Below are 16,316 nucleotides of genomic sequence, written 5' to 3'. Positions count from 1 at the left end.
AGACCACGGTGAGCTGGGCGCACCGCGCATCGCTCAGCTCCCGCCACGAGGTCGGGGATTCGGCTTCGGCCCGGACCGCTGCCCGGACCTTGTCTGCCAGGTCGGGATCGATCGTGCCTGGCAGAGACGGCAGCGGATATCCAAGCCGACGCTCGACTGCGGCTACCGAGACACCGTCCGGGTAGAACTCGATGCTCTCGAAATCGAGCCCGTCTGGGCTGTGCGGCCCGTCGATGATGTGGTCCCATTCGACGATGGCCGGGCCTCGCCGATCCGGTGACGTGGAAGATCTCATCACCGGGGGCGCACCCCTGGGGAAGAAGCCAGTCGACATCGTCCAGATCCACCGTGTCGTCGCCGGTGAAAAACGCCACCGCCTTGTGAGCCGGCGTGAGCACTGAGACGTGCAGCTGGTTGCGGGCAGTCGTGGCAGGGGCCATGCCTGCCGATGGTAAACGTCTCAGCGGCTAGGGGAGAAGGTGCCAGCATCCGTTCCTTTGCCGGGGCTGGTGCCTTGACCGATTCGGCGGTTGAGTGAAATCTCCCTTTGGCCGACTCAGTGAAACCAACCAGAGACAACTCGGGCCCGGGTCGTCAGACGACCCAGGCCTTCCGCAAGAAATACCCATCAGGGGATTTCGCACTCTCCGAATCTGTGATAGACGAACTCGTCGACTCCGAGTATTGCGCATACCCCTCGCCTCGGCCACCCAGCCCACCAGCCGAACCGACGCCCCGGTGGTCGCCACCACTAACATCCACCCCCCGGGGCTAATCACCGGGTGAGCCCGGGCGAAGCGGGTCGACCAGACCCGAAAACCCCTTCTCGTGAACCGGAGGCAGACAAAAGGCAGTCTCAGGCTTGACCGCTTGCAGGTATTGTTCGCTCACCGGACTGCGCGATGGGAGGCCCCATGCTCGAGGACTATCCCGCCGGGACGGCGTACCGCAATGGCGCCGGGATCACGTCCCTAGTTGCTGGCATTGTCGCCGCGCTGGCGTCCCTCGTGCCCTTCATCGGCGGCGCCATCACCATCGCCGCCGCCATAGTTGCCCTCGTATCCGGATGGATCAGCCTCAAGCTCGTGGACCAAGGCGAGGCATCCAATCGTCGTGACGCTGTCATCGGCACCAGCCTCGCTCTCGGAGCCCTATTTGTGGCGTTCGTGATCTTCGCCGCGACTCACAGCGCCGTATAGAACGAGGTACCCCGTCGGACCGGGCTGGACCACCACACTGACCGGGCGGGTTACCGGACCAGCCCCGCCTGTCCTGCCGTCATGTCGAGAGTGACTCAGACTCAGGCGCCAGCAGGACTGTTCGACACCGAGGGGCTAGGTCAGTTCTGCGAACCGTTCGGTGTCGCGCACCTTTCCGGAGACGATGATGGTGTCTCCCGGGTGCAGGATCGTGTCGGCGGTGGCGTAGGTGAAGCCCTCCCCGGGACGTTTGATCGCCACGACGGTCACGCCGTAGTCGGTCCGGATGGTGGACTGGCCCAGGCTACGACCCGTGGCGAAGGCGGGGGCGGTGGTCTTGACCATGGCGAACCCGTCATCGAACTCGATGTAGTCGATCATCCGGCCGCGGACCAGGTGGGCCACCCGCTTGCCCATGTCGTGTTCCGGCCGCACGACATGATGCACACCGATCTGCGTGAGGATCTTGGCGTGGGAGTTGCTGATCGCCTTGGCCCACACGTTCGCCACGCCCATATTGATCAGGGCCGAGGCGGTCAGCAGGCTGGCCTCGAGGTCGGAGCCGATCCCCACCACCGCGCGATCGAACTCGTGCACCGACAACTGACGTAGGGACTCCTCGTCCGTGGTGTCGGCCACCACCGCGTGCGTGAGGCGGTTGGCGATCTTCTGCACGACCGCATCGCTCGCGTCGACACCCAACACTTCCGCGCCCTGGGACATCAACTCCAGGGCGAGCGACTTGCCGAACCGACCCAGACCGAGCACTGCCACGGCGTCCGGCGCTGATTTCCTAGCCAATGAGTGGCCTTTCTGCGGGAAGGTCGTACCGTCGTCCGCGTTGGCGAGCGGCCAGGGCACTGACCATGGTGATCGGGCCGATCCGGCCCAGGTACATCAGTCCGATCAGTATCCACTGACCCCACTCGGGAAGCTGCGCGGTGATGCCGGTGGACAGCCCCACCGTGGCGAACGCGGAAGTGACCTCGAACAGCAGTTCGTTAAGCCGGAACGGCGTCCCCGCCAGGAGCACGATGGTCGAGACCGTCACCAATCCGATACCGATGAGTGCCACGGCCAACGCCTGGCGCTGGACGCGGGTGTCCACACGGCGGTCGAAGATCGTGACCGATTTCTCGCCCCGCACCTCTGCGACCATGACGAACAGCAGAAGTGCGAAGGTCGTCACCTTGATCCCGCCGGCGGTGCCTCCACTGCCGCCTCCGATGAACATCAACACGTCGGTCACGAGCAGGGTCGCCTCGTCCATCTGCGCGTAGTCGACACTGTTGAAGCCGGCGGTTCTGGGCATCGTCCCCTGGAACGCGGCCACCAGGACCTTGTCGGCGAAACCGAACGATTGCAGCGTGCGGGTCCACTCCAGCGCCAGGACCGCCGCGAACCCCGCCAGCAGCAGGATCGCCGTGACGTGCACGGTCAGCCGGGTGTGCAGGCTCCACCGCGGGTGCTCCCGGGCCGCGGATCCGGACCGGCGGATGCGCCGCCCCACCTCGAACAGGACCGGGAAGCCCAACCCGCCCAGGATCACCGCCACCATCAACGGCACACAGATCCACGGATCGGTGGCGAAGCCGATCACGTTGTCGCTGTACAGCGCGAACCCGGCGTTGTTGAACGCCGAGACCGAATGGAACACGCCCAGCCACAGCGACCGCAGCACCGGCTCGTCGTACCCGACCGCGAAACGAATCGCCAGCGCCGCCGCGGTGACCGCCTCGATCAGCAAACTCATCCGGACCACGCCCACGACCACGCCCCGCACGTCGCCGAGTTCGGCCGCCCGGGCCTCGGCGGCGGTGTTCAACCGTGCCTTGAGTCCGATCCGGTGCGCCAACATCAGCCCCACCAACGAGGCCATGGTCATGATCCCCAGGCCACCGACCTGGATCAGCCCCAGAATGACCGCCTGACCGAATCCCGACCAGTGCACAGGAGTGTCCACCACGATCAACCCGGTCAAGCACATCGCCGACGTCGCCGTGAACAGCGCTGCGGTCACACTGGTGGCGCCCCCGGACGCCACCGCCGCGGGCAGCAGCAGCAACCCGGTCCCCACCGCGATCGCCGCAGCGAAACTCAGGGCGACGACCCGGACCGGACTCAACGTCGCCCAGCCCGCCCACCGCCGCATCACAGACGGTGACACCCGCCCATACGCAGTCACGAGAAACGACAATAGACCTGCCACCGACGACCGCCCTTAGAACCGTGAGCTAATCAGGTCGGATAGTCGGGCGCCCTCGCCTTGCCACGACTGTCGCAGCGACGGCCGCGAGAACAGCAATCGCGGCAAGTGCGCTGGCGGCGAAGGTCAGGCTGGATGCGCCCAACTGGCCCGCGATCGGGTAGGTGAGGAGAAAGCAGGCGTGCGATAGTGCGAACTGGGCCGCTGCCAGCGACATCACGGTCACGGCGATACCGGCCGACATGGTGCGGATCACCCCGATGCGTTCGACGACCCGCGGGGTGGCCACCGCGACCAGAAGGGACCCCATCCCGTAGCACGCCAAGGCGAGGCCGAGGGCGGAGTCACCGCGGTTCATCACCCCGCGGACGTAGACGACGGTATTGACCATCACCAGTGCTGTGCCGGCCGCGACCGCGACGTTGGCGCACATCAGAAACCACAGGGTTCTTGGCGACCAGGCCGCCACCGAGCTGGGCTCGCCGCCAGCGCAAGGAGCCTATTGCGGGCACTGTCATCTTTCATCTTTGCTGGGCCTTCCTTCTCGTCGCCCCCGACGTCTCCGTCGATCCGGAAGCTACTCAATTAATGGTCGGCGGCGGTGGTCCACGGACCGTCGAGGTATCCGGCGTCACGCAGTGCTGCCTCCAGGACCGACTGATAGGTGCGTCCGATTACCGTCGCGATGCCTTCCAACGTCGCGCGGGCCGGTAGCCCGCGCACCCCGTGCGTGCGCCACAGGTTCAGGTTCTGCCGAGAAACCCCGATGCGTCGCGCCAACTCGGCATCGCTGACTCCATACGCATGCTTGTGCGCGTCAACGAGATCCACAAGATGAGTGGTTGTCACGCTTCAAGCGTGGGGTAGTAGTAGCTTGTATGTCAAGCATCGCTAGTCGACTCCGACAAGCATTACTTGACATAATATCTATTATCGGCTGTTATCTAGGACGAGTCGAAACAGATGAGAGAACTCGTCCTAGCGGATCTCGAACGAAACTGCTGGCTGCGACCGGTGGCGACTTCTTGGGCCTCAGTGGTCAGTAGCTCAATCTGCAGATCAGCAGCGGTTGTGCAAATAGATGAGAGATTCTCGCGTTAGGAAGTGCGACGTCGCACACAGTATCGCTTCGACATGTATCGGGCGTGCAACGATCGGTCAGGTGCCCCCTGTGCGTCAGAGCGTCGCCGAGGCAATCGATGTCGCTGCCACACAGGCCGGTATCGGTCTCAGTGCCGACCAGAAGCGGCTTACTGAACGACTCGCCATACTTGCCCAGCCTGACGGTCGTCGACTTCGAGCCTGCCGAAACGAAAGTTCACGTGGACTCTATGTTTACGGGCCGGCCGGCCGTGGAAAATCCTGGCTGGCTCAAGCCTTCTTCGATGAAGTAGCGGTGCCGAAAATCCGGGTCCACTTCCACAACTTTTTCGACGAGTTGCACCTGCGCGTACACGACTCCCGCGATGATCCTAGAGCGTTAGAATCCGCGCTCGGTGAACTCCTCGGGCCAAGTCGCCTGCTGTTCTTCGACGAGTTTCACGTCCACGATTCTGGTGACGCTCGCCTTCTCACACGCCTGCTCGCGTTCGTGTTCGCTCAGCGGCTCACGGTGTTGGTCACCTCAAACTATGCGCCGGACTCGTTGTTGCCCAATCCTATCTGGCACCACACCTTCGAGCCTGGTATCGCGATGATCAAGGACCACCTCGATGTCTTCCACCTCGACGGTCCCACCGATTACCGGACGCAGTCACCTCACCACACCACTGGCTTCGCGTCCGGCAAGTGGCTGACCGTTTTGCCGCCCGGTAGTTATCCATCCGCCGACGAGAATGTGACGCTCACTGTCCGGGGTCGACAGTTCCCTGCCCTGGCGGTCCGTAACGGTCAGCTATGGATCTCGTTCGCTCAGCTCTGCGACTCAACACTGTCGACGATCGAATATCTCTACTGGGCCGACGCGTTCGATGAATGGGTCGTAACCGACGTCCCCCTGTTCGACGATGCAAGCCGCGAAGCGCAGCAGCGGTTTATCAACGTGATCGACATCTTGACCGACACCGATACCCCCACCACATTCATCGCAACTCACACGGTTGACGAGTTCCTCGCGACTGAAACCACGCGCCCAGACACCTTCCGCATGGCCAGCCGACTCCAGCTGCTTCGCAGCTAACAGCGAGACAACTCGTCTCACAGCAACACGTCTCGTTACCAGTTTAAATCAGCAGGGGGAGTACGCATTCTTAAGGGCACTTGACATAACGAGGCCGCGTTCTCGTCGAGGATGGCGGTGTTCGCCGTGAATTGAATCCACGGCGAACACGGACGCGCTTGCCCATACTCGTCAGAGGCGGCTAGTCATCGGGGCCATTGCTAGGTTGTCTTCTTGGGTGCTTCCTGCGCCTGCCCGGTGGGGCGTAGGTGACGTAGCCGCGTTGCTGCGATGATCGCCGCAATACTGGCGATGACGGCGGAGACGGCGGCTGCGGTGTTCAGGCCATCGGTGAACGCCACCTGTGCAGCCCCAATCAATTGTTGCCCGAGCGCTCCGGGCAGTTCGTCGGCGTAGGCGAGGGCGCCGTCGATGCTGTCTGAGGCCGCGGCTGCTGCATCGGCGGGCAGATTGCCGGGAAGGGAGGACTCGACGCTGCTGCGGTAGGCCGCTATCCCGACACTGCCGAGGACTGCGACCCCGAGCGAGATGCCCAGATCGTTGGCCGTGGTTGCGAGTCCGGATGCGCCGCCGGTCTTCTCGGGCGGTACCGAGCTCACTACGAGGTCGGTGGTCAGTGCCATCGAGGGGGCCACGCCGGGGTAGGTGATGACGAAGCTTGCGATCACCAGCGCCAGGCCAGTGCCGGCGTCGAGTTGGGTGAACAGGATGTAGCCGACGACCTGAGTCAGCAGGCCGATAGCGATGACGTTGCCGGGCCGGAACCTCCTCGCAAGCACCGAGGAGAATGTTGAGACGACGATCAGCAGCGCCGCCGCCGGCAGGATCGACAGGCCCGCCTGCAGCGGCGTGAGGTCCTGGACTTGCTGGAGGTATTGAGTGAACAGCGAGTACACCCCACCCAGGGCCGCTGCGGAAAGTAGGAACACCGCCAGCGCCCCGGACACAGTGCGGTTGGCGAACAACCGCACGTCGAGCAGCGGCTGTTGCGCGCCCAGCTGGCGGATGACGAACCACAGCCCGACAACCGCGCCGGCGACCAGCAGCCCGATCGAGGGGGCCGCCGGCTGTTGGGCGGCGAATCGCTTGATGCCGTAGATGATCGCCAGTAAGCCGCCGACCAGTAGCAGGGCGCTGAGCAGGTCGATTCTTGCGGTGGGATCGCGATGTTCGGGGACGAGCAGCGGTGCGGCGATTGCTACAAGCGCCATGATCGGCGCCGCCACGAGGAACGTCGCCTGCCACCCGAAACCTTCCAGCAGGACACCAGAGAGCAGTGGTCCGAGGGCGACGCCGGCGGAGATGCCTCCGGCCCAGACGCCGATAGCTACGCCGCGCTGCTTAGGATCGGCGAAGAGCACAAAGATCAATCCAATCGTCGCCGGGACCATCATCGCGGCGGCGAGCCCGAGGATGGCACGCCAGACGATCATCAGCTCGGGGATCGTCGTCAGCGACGCGGCGATAGAGACTGTCGCGAACACGATCGCGCCGATCACCATCAGAAGACGCTTGCCGATCCGGTCGCCGAGTACGCCCATCGCGACAAGGAATCCGGCCATGACGAATCCGTAGATGTCGAGAATCCACAGCAGCTGAGTGCTCGACGGATTCAGGTCCGCAGCCATGTTCGGCGCGGCGAGGAACAGGATCGTGAGCATCATGAACAGCAGGGTCGAGGGGGTCACCAGGACCGCCAGTCCCCACCACTTCTTGGCTCCCGCCCTAAGGGCGATCTCGTTGCGACTCATGGTCGGTCACCTCTCAGGCGAAGCACCTGTGTCGTGGTCATGGTGTCGGCTCCTCTCTTCGCTTGTGCGCGCGACCGCTCGGCCCGTCGCACAGATGATCTCGTACATATATGTACGAGATATAAGCGCTACGATATCTCAGACATTCCCGTACGACTTAAGAGGTGGGTCATGGCGACGACCAAGACCACGACGGCGAGATCTCGTGCGGCTGCGCGCGGCGAACGACGTGGCGCAGCGAACCTGCGGGCGGACGCTCAGCGCAACCGGGCAAGGTTCCTCGCCGCGACGGTGGCGGCGATCCAGAAGAACCCGGAGGCCTCGATGGCAGACATCGCCGCGGAGGCGGGTACGGGCAGGCAAACGCTGTACGGGCACTTCAAGACGCGGACCGAGCTGATCGATGCAGCCTTGGCCGACAGCATTGCGCGCGGCGATGAGATTCTGGCCGGTGTGCCGCTGGATGGTGATGCTGTCGAGGCGTTTCAACGCCTGGTCGCCTCCAGCTGGGTCCTCGTTGACCAGTCTCGAGCTCTGCTGGCGGCCGCGCAGAAAGAACTCCCCGCAGCCCGGATCTGGGAGATGCACGAGAGCGCCGAGGCCCGCATGCGCAGTTTGCTGCTGCGTGGACAACGCGAAGACGCGTTCCGAACTGATCTGCCCGTGACGTGGCTACTGACCACCACTCACGTGGTGATGAACGCGGCTGCCGAGGAAGTACGTGCCGGACGCCTCGACGCCGCTGACGCCCCGTGGTTCATCGACGCGATCCTGCTACCAGCGTTCACGCAGACGCAAAACTGAGCGGCCGCACTTTTACCTCTGCGACCAACGGCGCCCATCTCGGCTGCGAAAAGCCCGCCAACCGCACTCCTCTTACGGCCTGAGATCGGGTACCGGACAGCACTCTTCGTTGTCCGCTTTCAGTTGCGGGCACAACAGATCGGCGTGTCCCAATCCCTACAGTGCCGGCCAACCCGACTTCGGAAGCGGCCGTTCAAGTATTTCGCGGCCCAAGAGACGCGTCGACCCGGGAGGCCTCGCCCCATCCACGGGGATATAGGGCTACTCCCCCTCCACTCAGCGCCCTCCGGTACACCTGAACTACTATCGAGGATAGTTTCAAACTGGTGTTGTTGGAGGCGTGGTGATCGCAAACATTGTGGCCCAAGGTGTACTCCTGGGACTGTTCGGTGCGGTCACAGCGTGTGGTGTCGCCGCCCGTCAGCCGGATCGAGGTGGGGAGGCGTGGCGGGCGCTTGTTTCGTGTGCGGTGGCCGTGAGTGCGGCCGTCGGCGTGATGGTGGTTGCTCCCCAGGGTGTTTTCGCGTCGGTGATCGTGTTGGCGCTGCTCTGTGTTGGGGCGCTCATGTTGTTTTCTGCTCATCTGCACGGTGCGTCGTTGGCTGTAATGGTTGACCCGCTGGTGTGGATGGCCTCGTCGATGTGGGTGTTCATCGTGTTCGCGGCCACGGGCGCGTCGATCGAGATTGGCGTGGTGCCTGCTGATCCGATTGCCGAGTTGGCGTTGAGGGCAGAGCTCAATCGACCCCCGAGGTGGGTCCGTACTGGCAGTGTGATCGCGATTTTCGGTCTGGTGGCCGCGATAGTCTTCCGCCTGGCCCGGCCGGCCTCCTGTGGTGATTGCTTCGAGACCCTCGTTCCCGGCGCCCACGCCCGATGGCCACAAAATACGAAGGTGGTTAGTAGAAGTGGGGTGTGATGCGGGTGTGCTGAGGAGATGGTTGGGCATGACTGACGGTGTCGAGGTGCGGCGTGCGGGTCGGTTCGGCCCGCGCGGTCCTGCCCGTACGATCTCCCGTGCGGTGGGTCTTGCTGTGGTGATGTTTGAGGCGGTGGCCGCGTTCTGGCTGGTGATGCTGCTCCGAACGTCGGATCTCGTGCCATCCGACCCCCGCTCAGGAGTCGGGCGCGGTGATCCGGTTGAGCTGCGGGTGCTGACCGCTGTGGATGTGCACGACTGGGTGTCGGCTGTGAGTGCTGCGGCCTTCGCTGCGGGTGTGGCCGGTGCGCTGGTGGCGCGTCTACTCCCAGCAGTCAAGGGGCGCGCGACCGGTTGAGTAGTCGGGCCTGGGCCTCGCCGGAGTTTCCCTTGTCGGAGGGTTTCTATGGCTTAGGCTTTGGTGCCGCCGCCGCGGGTGTGGCGAGGTTTAAGGGTGAGGTATTCGCTGAGCACTTCACGCTCGGCGGGTGTCACGGTCTGGGCGAAGTGCATCAGTACTGCCGCGGAGTCCCCGCTGGCGTCGAGGACCTGACGCAAGGTGCGTGAGGTGGCCTCTTCACGGGTCTGCATGGGGAAGTACCGGTAGGCGCGGCTGACTTTTTCTCGACCGACGAACCCTTTTTTGTGCAGGTTGGTGACGACGGTGAGCACTGTGGTGTAGGCCGGTTCGCGGTCGTGGAGTTCCTCGACTAGGTCGTGCACCGACATCGCCGCACCGGCTGACCACAGCACGTCCATCACTGCGCGTTCCAGTGAACCCAGCCCAGTCATTTTCACCCGCCATCTCTAGATGCGGGTCAATCTTACGACGGACTACCTCAGTTAGTAGCTTGGTCCCGTTGGAGCGCATCGGCAGCGCCGCGACGCGTGCGGTGTTTGAAGGCCACGGAGAATTCGGTTCCAGGGGTGCTGCGGTGGATGTGACGTCGGGTGGTGGTCGGCAACGTGATGGTGAAGGTGGCTCCGTGTCCGGCTCCCAGGCTTTCGGCGAGCAAGGTGCCCCCATGGTCTTCGACGATAGAGCGGGCGATGGTGAGGCCGATTCCGCTGCCGCCGGCGTCTCTGGTGCGTGAGGAGTCGGTGCGGTAGAAGCGGTCGAAGATGTGTGGAAGGTGTTGAGGGGGAATGCCGTCACCGCAGTCGACGACGCTGATGCGCACCGCGTGTGCCGGGGCGGTGTCGGCTTTCACTACGACTCGCTGGCCCGGGGAGCTGTGTCGCAGCGCGTTGGTGAGCAGATTGAGCAGTACTTGGCTCATTCGTTCGGCGTCGACATGGATGTGTACGCGCGCGGCGGTGGTGACGATGCCTAGCGTGACTTTGGCGTCGGTGAACAGGTCGGCGGCTTCTTCGTAGGTCGCGATGAGCAGTTCGTTGACAGTGATCGTCGCCGGGTGGAGGGGCATCTGATGCTCGTCGGCGCTGGATACGGTCGCGATGTCCTCGGCGAGACGCTGCAGGCGGGTGGTGGCGGTGCGCACGACGTCAAAGGTCTGTGAGTCGGGAGCCCGGATTCCGTCTTCGATGGCGTCGGTGATCGCGCCGATGGTGGTCAGTGGGGTGCGCAGTTCGTGGGCAAGGTCTGAGAGCATCCGCTTACGGATGTCGTCTTGTGAATCCAGCCGTTGTGCAAGTTGGTTGATAGCTCGGCTGAGCTGGGTGAACTCGGTGCCGAGCTGGCGATCGGGTACGCGCGTGCGGTAGTTGCCGGCGCCAATAGCCACGGCTGAGCGGGCGACACTGGCGACTGACTGTTGTACGCGGCGAGCCAGGAACCAGCTGACGGCCGTGGCCAGGATCGTCGAGGTGATCAATGCGACAGACATTGAGACGACGATCGAGGAAGTGAACGCGGCTTCGACATGGTCGGCCTGAACTGACCCTGGCTCGAGGCGAGCTTGGCCGAGGTGGTCGTGGAAGGTGTGTGGAGCCACGAATAGTGCCACGATCGCGACGCTGATGCCGCCGCCGGCGATGACGATAGCTTGAGCGAGCATGAGCCGGGAGCCGAAGCTGCCGGGGATATGCAACCGTCGACGTTCATCGTTCATCGCTGGCTCCTCGAGGTTGGCCGTCACCCATCCGGTAGCCCACTCCGCGAACGGTGCGGATGAATCGGCCGGCTACGGCGCTGTCACCGAGTTTGCGGCGCAGACTGGCGACATGGACTTCGACGACGTGGGCATCGCCGACCCAGTCGGGTCCCCAGATTTCGGTGAGCAGTTGCTCTCGACTGAACACAACACCGGGCCGCCGCGTGAGCGCTTCGAGAACGTCGAACTCAGTCCGAGTCAGCTCCACGGGTGTGCTCTCCACCTGGACTTCACGACCCTGAGGGTCGAGGGTGAGCTCCCCTATCGTCCGCGGGTGCGACTCGCCGGTTGGGGTCGGCCGTGGTCGGCGCAGCATGGCGTCGATGCGCGCCATCAGCTCACGAGGGCGAAATGGTTTCGTGAGGTAGTCATCGGCCCCCACCGACAGGCCAACGACTGTGTCGACTTCGTCCGCGCGGGCCGTGACCATCACGATGTAGGCGTTGGTGAAGGTGCGCAACTGTCGACAGACCTCGACGCCATCGAGTGACGGCAAGCCCAGGTCGAGGATGACTACTGCCGGACTCGCCGTGCGTGCGGCGGCGACTCCCTCCTGGCCGTCGGGCGCAACGGTGACCGTGAATCCGCTGCGCTGCAGGTAGTCAGCAACGACTTCGGCAATGTCGGGCTCATCTTCGATCACCAGGGCGTGCAGACCGTGCGGTGGTCGGACCACCGGCATATGGAGGTCGTCGACGACGTTGCGATCTTGGGGCACGCTCCTATGGTGGCGGTGGTCTACACGATCATCCAACCTCGTGGGCATTCTTGAGCAGATCTTGATCCACGCTGCCGATCAGCCTTGAGGTTCGGTGGGCAAGGTGGCGGTGTCGCCGGGTGGAACGTTACGACACAGTTCCCTCTCACACTGATGATCTGATTTCTGCCCGGCGGCGTCCTGTTCAACAACGCAGAGGATGCCCGTGTGACTGTCTCCTACAGCCTCACCACCAGTGATCCATTCGCCAGTACCTTCCCCGCCGAAGCCGCGTCGCCCCGTGCTGGGCTGAGTCGTCAGCTGGTGGGCGGCACCCCGGTGTTGCGCATCGAGGAACCCTTCGCCGAGCACGGGCGCGGCTTCTGGGCCAAGCTGGAAGGCTTCAACCCCGGTGGTATGAAAGACCGGCCTGCGCTGCACATGGTGGAACGCGCCCGCGCCCGTGAAGAGCTGGCCCCGGGGGCGCGGATCATCGAATCAACTAGTGGGACACTGGGATTAGGCCTGGCTTTAGCGGGCATCGTGTTCGGGCATCCGGTGACCTTGGTGACCGATCCAGGACTGGAACCGATCTTGCGGCAGATGCTCGCCGCATACGGCGCCCAGGTCGATGTCGTCAGCGATCCCCATCCGGTCGGGGGTTGGCAACAAGCCCGCCGCGACCGCGTGCGCACCCTGCTCGAGCGCGACGAGGCTGCGTGGTGTCCCGACCAGTATTCCAACCCCGACAACGTGACCGGTTACAGCTCGTTGGGTGTGGAGTTGATCGCGCAGCTGCGACATATCGATGTGCTGGTGTGCTCGGTGGGCACCGGTGGGCACTCAGCCGGTGTGGCTCGTACTCTGCGGCAGTTCAACCCTGAGCTGGAGGTTGTGGGCGTAGACACCATTGGCTCGACGATTTTCGGCCAGCCGGCACAGTCACGGATTATGCGGGGACTCGGCTCGAGTATCTACCCCCGCAACGTTGCCTATGACCAGTTCAGTGAGGTGCACTGGGTGGCGCCGGCCGAGGCAGTCTGGGCATGTCGCACCCTGGCCGCCACGCATTACGCCACCGGCGGCTGGAGCGTGGGCGCGGTGGCCCTGGTCTCGGGCTGGCTGGCGCGTACTCGTTCGGCCGATACGCGCATCGCGGCGGTGTTCCCCGATGGCCCCGCTCGCTACTACGGAACCATTTACAACGATGAGTACTGCCGCGCTCACGACCTGATCGGCGCCCCGGCGCCGCCCACTGAACCCCGCACCATCAGCGATCCGCTCACTCAGGTCGCGAGCAGCTGGACGCGGTGCCCTACCATCATCGACCCCACTTGCGTGCCGCACGCCGAGCCCACGAGCTGATCTATGCGACGCCTCTACCGCAGTTTCCGCAGCTTCGATCGCCCCAGCCAAGTGCTGATGGTCAATCAGTTCACCATCAATCTCGGCTTCTACATGCTCATGCCCTACCTCGCCGCCTACCTCGCCGGCCCGCTGGCCCTGGCCGCATGGGCAGTGGGCCTGGTCCTGGGGATACGCAACTTCTCCCAACAGGGCATGTTCCTGATCGGGGGAACACTCGCTGACCGCTGGGGTTACAAACCGCTCATCATCGCCGGATGCCTGATGAGGGTCATCGGATTCGTCCTACTGGCCCTGGTCAGTTCGCTGCCGGCGATCCTGATCGCCTCGGCGGCAACGGGATTCGCCGGGGCGCTGTTCAACCCCGCCGTACGGGCCTACCTGGCCGCCGACGCCGGTGAGCGCCGCATCGAAGCATTCGCCGTGTTCAACGTGTTCTACCAGGCCGGGATCCTGCTCGGGCCGCTGGTCGGACTAGCCCTGACCGCCCTGGACTTCCGGCTCACCTCTCTCTGTGCGGCAGCAGTTTTCGCGGTCCTGACCCTCGTGCAGATCAAAGCGCTACCCGCAACAACACCTGCCCCGAGCAGCACCTCAATCATTCAGGACTGGCGCAGCGTCGTCCGTAACCGGCGATTCCTGCTCTTCGCTGCGGCGATGGCCAGCTCTTACGTGCTGTCCTTCCAGGTCTACCTCGCCCTGCCCCTACATGCCGACCGCATAGCAGACAACCCCACCCTCGCCACCAGTGTTGTCACCGCAATGTTCGTGGTGACCGGTCTGGTGGCCATCGCCGGCCAGCTACGCATCACCACATGGTTCGGCAACCGCTGGGGCAGCACCGGCAGCCTGAGCGTGGGAATGACGCTGATGGCTGCAGCTTTCCTGCCCCTAGTCGCCAGCACCGCAACGCATCAGCGCAACATCGCCCTCAACATCGCCGCCCTGCTACTCACCGCAGCTCTGCTCGCCGCCGCCACCGCAGCAGTGTTCCCATTCGAAATGGACACGGTGGTGGGACTGGCCCGCGGCACGCTTGTCGCCACCCACTACGGGCTCTACAACACCATCGTCGGGATCGGGATTCTGCTCGGCAACGCCGCGACCGGGTGGGTGTTCAGCGCGGCCACCACCCGCGACATGCCCGAACTGGTGTGGATCGCTCTAGTCCTCACCGGCATGGCGGCGGCGTCTGCCCTGTTGCTGTTGCACCGCCGCGGATGGCTCAGTGTCGCCGCCCCCACCGAAGCTCAGCCCACCACAACCCATTGATTACCCTAGGGGGGTAAGGTATAACGGTGGTGTGGCGAGACGCCACAGCGACAGACCCCCTGAGGGTCGTTGGCACCACTGCTGTACCGAAAGGGCACATCTCATGAGCACATCGACAGTGATCGTCTCCGGAATGACGTGTGGGCACTGCGCGGCGTCGGTGCGTGAAGAAGTCGGCGCACTGGCCGGCGTAACTGACGTCGACGTCGACGTGGCCAGCGGGCGAGTCACCATCTCTAGCTCGGCCCCGATCGAGGCCGACGCGATCCGCGGCGCGATCGAAGAGGCCGGCTACCACCTGGCGCAGTAGCCGACGAGGGGCTGAAGTGTCTGCCCCACTGGCGACTTCAGCCTCTCCCGGGCGGCGTGGGTGTCGCCACCACCGATGACAGGAATCCAGCGATGAATGTTCCAACCAAGCTCGGCGTCTTCGCCGCGGCCCTGCTGATAGTTTTCGCTGCGGCGTACGCCATCGCCGCTGGTGTCGCTCCCGACAGGGCGTCGACCTCGCCGGCTGAGTCCGCCCATGCCGATCACAATGCTGCACCACAGTCGCGAACATCCGCCTCGTCTCCGGGGGCCGATCAGGTTCGCGGAGTTTCGATGGCAGCAGCCGGCTTCATCCTGGGGAATGTGGTGGCACCCCATGCGTCCGGGGTGCAGGCTCCATTGAGCTTTGAGATCCTCGATGCCGCCGGGACCGCGGTCACCGACTTCGCCACCGAGCACGACAAGCAGCTGCACCTGATCGTCGTCCGCGCGGATGGCACCCACTTCCGACACGTGCACCCCACCCTCTCGCCCGAAGGGCGCTGGACGCTGCCCTGGCAGTGGGCGACGGGAGGCAGCTACCGGATCTACGCCGACTTCGTGCCCGCCGCCACCGGCCAACCCCTCACCCTCACCAGCACCGTCGAAGTCAGCGGTGACTACCAGCCGGCCCCACCCACCGCCGAATCACGACAGTCATCCGTCGACGGGTTCGACATCGAGCTGGCCGGTCATCTGCGCGCGGGCGCCGAGTCCGAACTGACCGTCACCGTGCGCCGAGCAGGACAACCGGTTACCACCCTGCAGCCGTATCTGGGCGCTTTCGGTCACTTGGTGGCCCTGCGTCAAGGCGACCTGGCCTACCTGCATGTTCACCCTGAGGGCGTGGCACCGACCGCCGGTCAACTAGCGGGACCACAGGTCCGCTTCGCCACCACCGCCCCCACCCCGGGCCGCTATCTGCTCTACCTCGACTTCCAGGTCGACGGCGCTGTGCACACCGCCACCTTCGTTCTCGATGCCCCCACCGGCACCCCTGCCCCGACACCTGACTCCACGGCCCCCTCGGCCGATCCGCACGCCGGACACTAACTCGCTGACCAGCGCCACCCCGGGGCATTGCGCCGAGGCATTCACCCACGAGGAACTCCCCCATGACCACCTCAGCTCCGATCCACCCACCTGCGGCCACCGCCGAGCAGACAGGCGCCGTCGATGTCGAACTCGCCGTGTCGGGCATGACGTGTGCATCGTGCGCGGCACGCATCGAACGCACACTGAACAAACTCGACGGAGTGAGCGCCTCGGTGAACTACGCCACCGAAAAAGCTCACGTCAGCGCACCCGCCGGTGTCGACCCACACCTGCTGATCGAGACCATCGAACAGGCCGGATACCACGCTGCGCTGCCCGCCACTCCCACCAAAGGTGCCGCCCCCGACGATGACCCTTCGGACGACGACGGGGAGCTCGTGGCCTTGCGTCACCGACTGATCGGTGCGGTGGTTCTCTCGGTACCGGTGATCGCGCTGGCAATGGT

18 protein-coding genes are annotated in these 16,316 nt (G+C 64.4%); 10 read left to right on the top strand and 8 right to left on the bottom strand.

Annotated features, from left to right (window positions below; genetic code table 11):
• Positions 1-914 precede the first annotated feature (914 nt).
• Positions 915-1,199: a hypothetical protein gene (locus ACZ4TW_RS22150; RefSeq protein ID WP_465546441.1), complete on the top strand. Its 285-nt coding sequence runs from the start codon at positions 915-917 to the stop codon at positions 1,197-1,199.
• 135 nt (positions 1,200-1,334) lie between these two features.
• Here the strand turns inward: ACZ4TW_RS22150 and ACZ4TW_RS22145 are convergent, their stop codons facing one another.
• The 4 genes from ACZ4TW_RS22145 to ACZ4TW_RS22130 all read right to left on the bottom strand — a co-directional run bounded on the left by ACZ4TW_RS22145 (position 1,335) and on the right by ACZ4TW_RS22130 (position 4,254).
• Positions 1,335-1,973 (bottom strand): potassium channel family protein, encoded by a 639-nt coding sequence (locus tag ACZ4TW_RS22145; RefSeq protein ID WP_279107505.1) that lies wholly within the window; start codon positions 1,971-1,973, stop codon positions 1,335-1,337.
• 19 nt (positions 1,974-1,992) lie between these two features.
• The gene (locus ACZ4TW_RS22140; protein ID WP_454166274.1) at positions 1,993-3,351 is read right to left on the bottom strand and encodes a TrkH family potassium uptake protein; all 1,359 of its coding nucleotides are present in this window, start codon (positions 3,349-3,351) and stop codon (positions 1,993-1,995) included.
• An 82-nt stretch (positions 3,352-3,433) separates the two neighbouring features.
• Positions 3,434-3,838, bottom strand: coding sequence for an MFS transporter (locus tag ACZ4TW_RS22135; RefSeq protein WP_369141757.1), 405 nt, complete (start codon positions 3,836-3,838; stop codon positions 3,434-3,436).
• Between the two features lie 152 nt (positions 3,839-3,990).
• Positions 3,991-4,254: a hypothetical protein gene (locus ACZ4TW_RS22130; RefSeq protein ID WP_465546439.1), complete on the bottom strand. Its 264-nt coding sequence runs from the start codon at positions 4,252-4,254 to the stop codon at positions 3,991-3,993.
• 322 nt (positions 4,255-4,576) lie between these two features.
• Between ACZ4TW_RS22130 and zapE the strand changes: the two genes are divergently transcribed.
• The gene (zapE, locus tag ACZ4TW_RS22125) at positions 4,577-5,584 is read left to right on the top strand and encodes a cell division protein ZapE (RefSeq protein ID WP_270486921.1); all 1,008 of its coding nucleotides are present in this window, start codon (positions 4,577-4,579) and stop codon (positions 5,582-5,584) included.
• A 200-nt stretch (positions 5,585-5,784) separates the two neighbouring features.
• Here the strand turns inward: zapE and ACZ4TW_RS22120 are convergent, their stop codons facing one another.
• Positions 5,785-7,335, bottom strand: coding sequence for an MFS transporter (locus ACZ4TW_RS22120; RefSeq protein ID WP_465546436.1), 1,551 nt, complete (start codon positions 7,333-7,335; stop codon positions 5,785-5,787).
• Between the two features lie 171 nt (positions 7,336-7,506).
• Between ACZ4TW_RS22120 and ACZ4TW_RS22115 the strand changes: the two genes are divergently transcribed.
• From ACZ4TW_RS22115 to ACZ4TW_RS22105, 3 genes are all read left to right on the top strand, one after another.
• On the top strand, positions 7,507-8,139 hold the full coding sequence (locus ACZ4TW_RS22115; RefSeq protein WP_465546434.1) for a TetR/AcrR family transcriptional regulator: 633 nt from the start codon (positions 7,507-7,509) through the stop codon (positions 8,137-8,139).
• Positions 8,140-8,482: 343 nt separating this feature from the next.
• Entirely contained in the window at positions 8,483-9,058 is a 576-nt protein-coding gene (locus ACZ4TW_RS22110) for a hypothetical protein (RefSeq protein ID WP_007240708.1), read from the top strand.
• A gap of 28 nt (positions 9,059-9,086) precedes the next feature.
• Positions 9,087-9,416 (top strand): hypothetical protein, encoded by a 330-nt coding sequence (locus ACZ4TW_RS22105; protein ID WP_465546432.1) that lies wholly within the window; start codon positions 9,087-9,089, stop codon positions 9,414-9,416.
• A 53-nt stretch (positions 9,417-9,469) separates the two neighbouring features.
• Here ACZ4TW_RS22105 and ACZ4TW_RS22100 read toward each other — a convergent pair whose 3' ends face one another.
• The 3 genes from ACZ4TW_RS22100 to ACZ4TW_RS22090 are packed head-to-tail and all read right to left on the bottom strand — an operon-like array spanning position 9,470 to position 11,890.
• The gene (locus tag ACZ4TW_RS22100) at positions 9,470-9,850 is read right to left on the bottom strand and encodes a BlaI/MecI/CopY family transcriptional regulator (RefSeq protein ID WP_005180013.1); all 381 of its coding nucleotides are present in this window, start codon (positions 9,848-9,850) and stop codon (positions 9,470-9,472) included.
• A 47-nt stretch (positions 9,851-9,897) separates the two neighbouring features.
• Positions 9,898-11,130 (bottom strand): sensor histidine kinase, encoded by a 1,233-nt coding sequence (locus ACZ4TW_RS22095; RefSeq protein WP_465546430.1) that lies wholly within the window; start codon positions 11,128-11,130, stop codon positions 9,898-9,900.
• Positions 11,120-11,890, bottom strand: a complete 771-nt coding sequence (locus ACZ4TW_RS22090; RefSeq protein WP_465546428.1) for a response regulator transcription factor — start codon at positions 11,888-11,890, stop codon at positions 11,120-11,122. The genes ACZ4TW_RS22095 and ACZ4TW_RS22090 overlap by 11 nt, the downstream gene beginning before the upstream one ends.
• A gap of 207 nt (positions 11,891-12,097) precedes the next feature.
• Here ACZ4TW_RS22090 and ACZ4TW_RS22085 point away from each other — a divergent pair, with 207 nt between their 5' ends.
• From ACZ4TW_RS22085 to ACZ4TW_RS22065, 5 genes are all read left to right on the top strand, one after another.
• Positions 12,098-13,234, top strand: a complete 1,137-nt coding sequence (locus ACZ4TW_RS22085; protein ID WP_465546426.1) for a PLP-dependent cysteine synthase family protein — start codon at positions 12,098-12,100, stop codon at positions 13,232-13,234.
• Positions 13,235-13,237: 3 nt separating this feature from the next.
• Positions 13,238-14,506, top strand: a complete 1,269-nt coding sequence (locus ACZ4TW_RS22080; RefSeq protein WP_465546424.1) for an MFS transporter — start codon at positions 13,238-13,240, stop codon at positions 14,504-14,506.
• Between the two features lie 103 nt (positions 14,507-14,609).
• Positions 14,610-14,816: a heavy-metal-associated domain-containing protein gene (locus ACZ4TW_RS22075; protein ID WP_005195294.1), complete on the top strand. Its 207-nt coding sequence runs from the start codon at positions 14,610-14,612 to the stop codon at positions 14,814-14,816.
• Between the two features lie 92 nt (positions 14,817-14,908).
• A complete protein-coding gene (locus ACZ4TW_RS22070; RefSeq protein ID WP_007239618.1) occupies positions 14,909-15,868 on the top strand; it encodes a hypothetical protein in 960 nt (319 codons plus the stop codon).
• A 62-nt stretch (positions 15,869-15,930) separates the two neighbouring features.
• On the top strand, positions 15,931-16,316 hold a 386-nt coding region (locus ACZ4TW_RS22065), incomplete at its 3' end, for a cation transporter (RefSeq protein ID WP_465546421.1).

The organism is Agromyces sp. NPDC029043, assembly GCF_055564615.1.
The sequence above is the reverse complement of the archived record's forward strand: the minus strand, read 5'-3'. Positions and strand labels throughout refer to the sequence as shown.

What these genes read in the sequence shown, in the direction of transcription:
- ACZ4TW_RS22150 (WP_465546441.1), top strand. Translation starts at nt 915, where the DNA reads ATGCTCGAGGACTATCCCGCCGGGACGGCGTACCGCAATGGCGCCGGG.
- ACZ4TW_RS22140 (WP_454166274.1), bottom strand. Translation starts at nt 3,351, where the DNA reads ATGCGGCGGTGGGCGGGCTGGGCGACGTTGAGTCCGGTCCGGGTCGTC.
- ACZ4TW_RS22135 (WP_369141757.1), bottom strand. Translation starts at nt 3,838, where the DNA reads ATGTGCGCCAACGTCGCGGTCGCGGCCGGCACAGCACTGGTGATGGTC.
- ACZ4TW_RS22120 (WP_465546436.1), bottom strand. Translation starts at nt 7,335, where the DNA reads ATGAGTCGCAACGAGATCGCCCTTAGGGCGGGAGCCAAGAAGTGGTGG.
- ACZ4TW_RS22115 (WP_465546434.1), top strand. Translation starts at nt 7,507, where the DNA reads ATGGCGACGACCAAGACCACGACGGCGAGATCTCGTGCGGCTGCGCGC.
- ACZ4TW_RS22105 (WP_465546432.1), top strand. Translation starts at nt 9,087, where the DNA reads ATGACTGACGGTGTCGAGGTGCGGCGTGCGGGTCGGTTCGGCCCGCGC.
- ACZ4TW_RS22100 (WP_005180013.1), bottom strand. Translation starts at nt 9,850, where the DNA reads ATGACTGGGCTGGGTTCACTGGAACGCGCAGTGATGGACGTGCTGTGG.
- ACZ4TW_RS22095 (WP_465546430.1), bottom strand. Translation starts at nt 11,130, where the DNA reads ATGAACGATGAACGTCGACGGTTGCATATCCCCGGCAGCTTCGGCTCC.
- ACZ4TW_RS22080 (WP_465546424.1), top strand. Translation starts at nt 13,238, where the DNA reads ATGCGACGCCTCTACCGCAGTTTCCGCAGCTTCGATCGCCCCAGCCAA.
- ACZ4TW_RS22075 (WP_005195294.1), top strand. Translation starts at nt 14,610, where the DNA reads ATGAGCACATCGACAGTGATCGTCTCCGGAATGACGTGTGGGCACTGC.
- ACZ4TW_RS22070 (WP_007239618.1), top strand. Translation starts at nt 14,909, where the DNA reads ATGAATGTTCCAACCAAGCTCGGCGTCTTCGCCGCGGCCCTGCTGATA.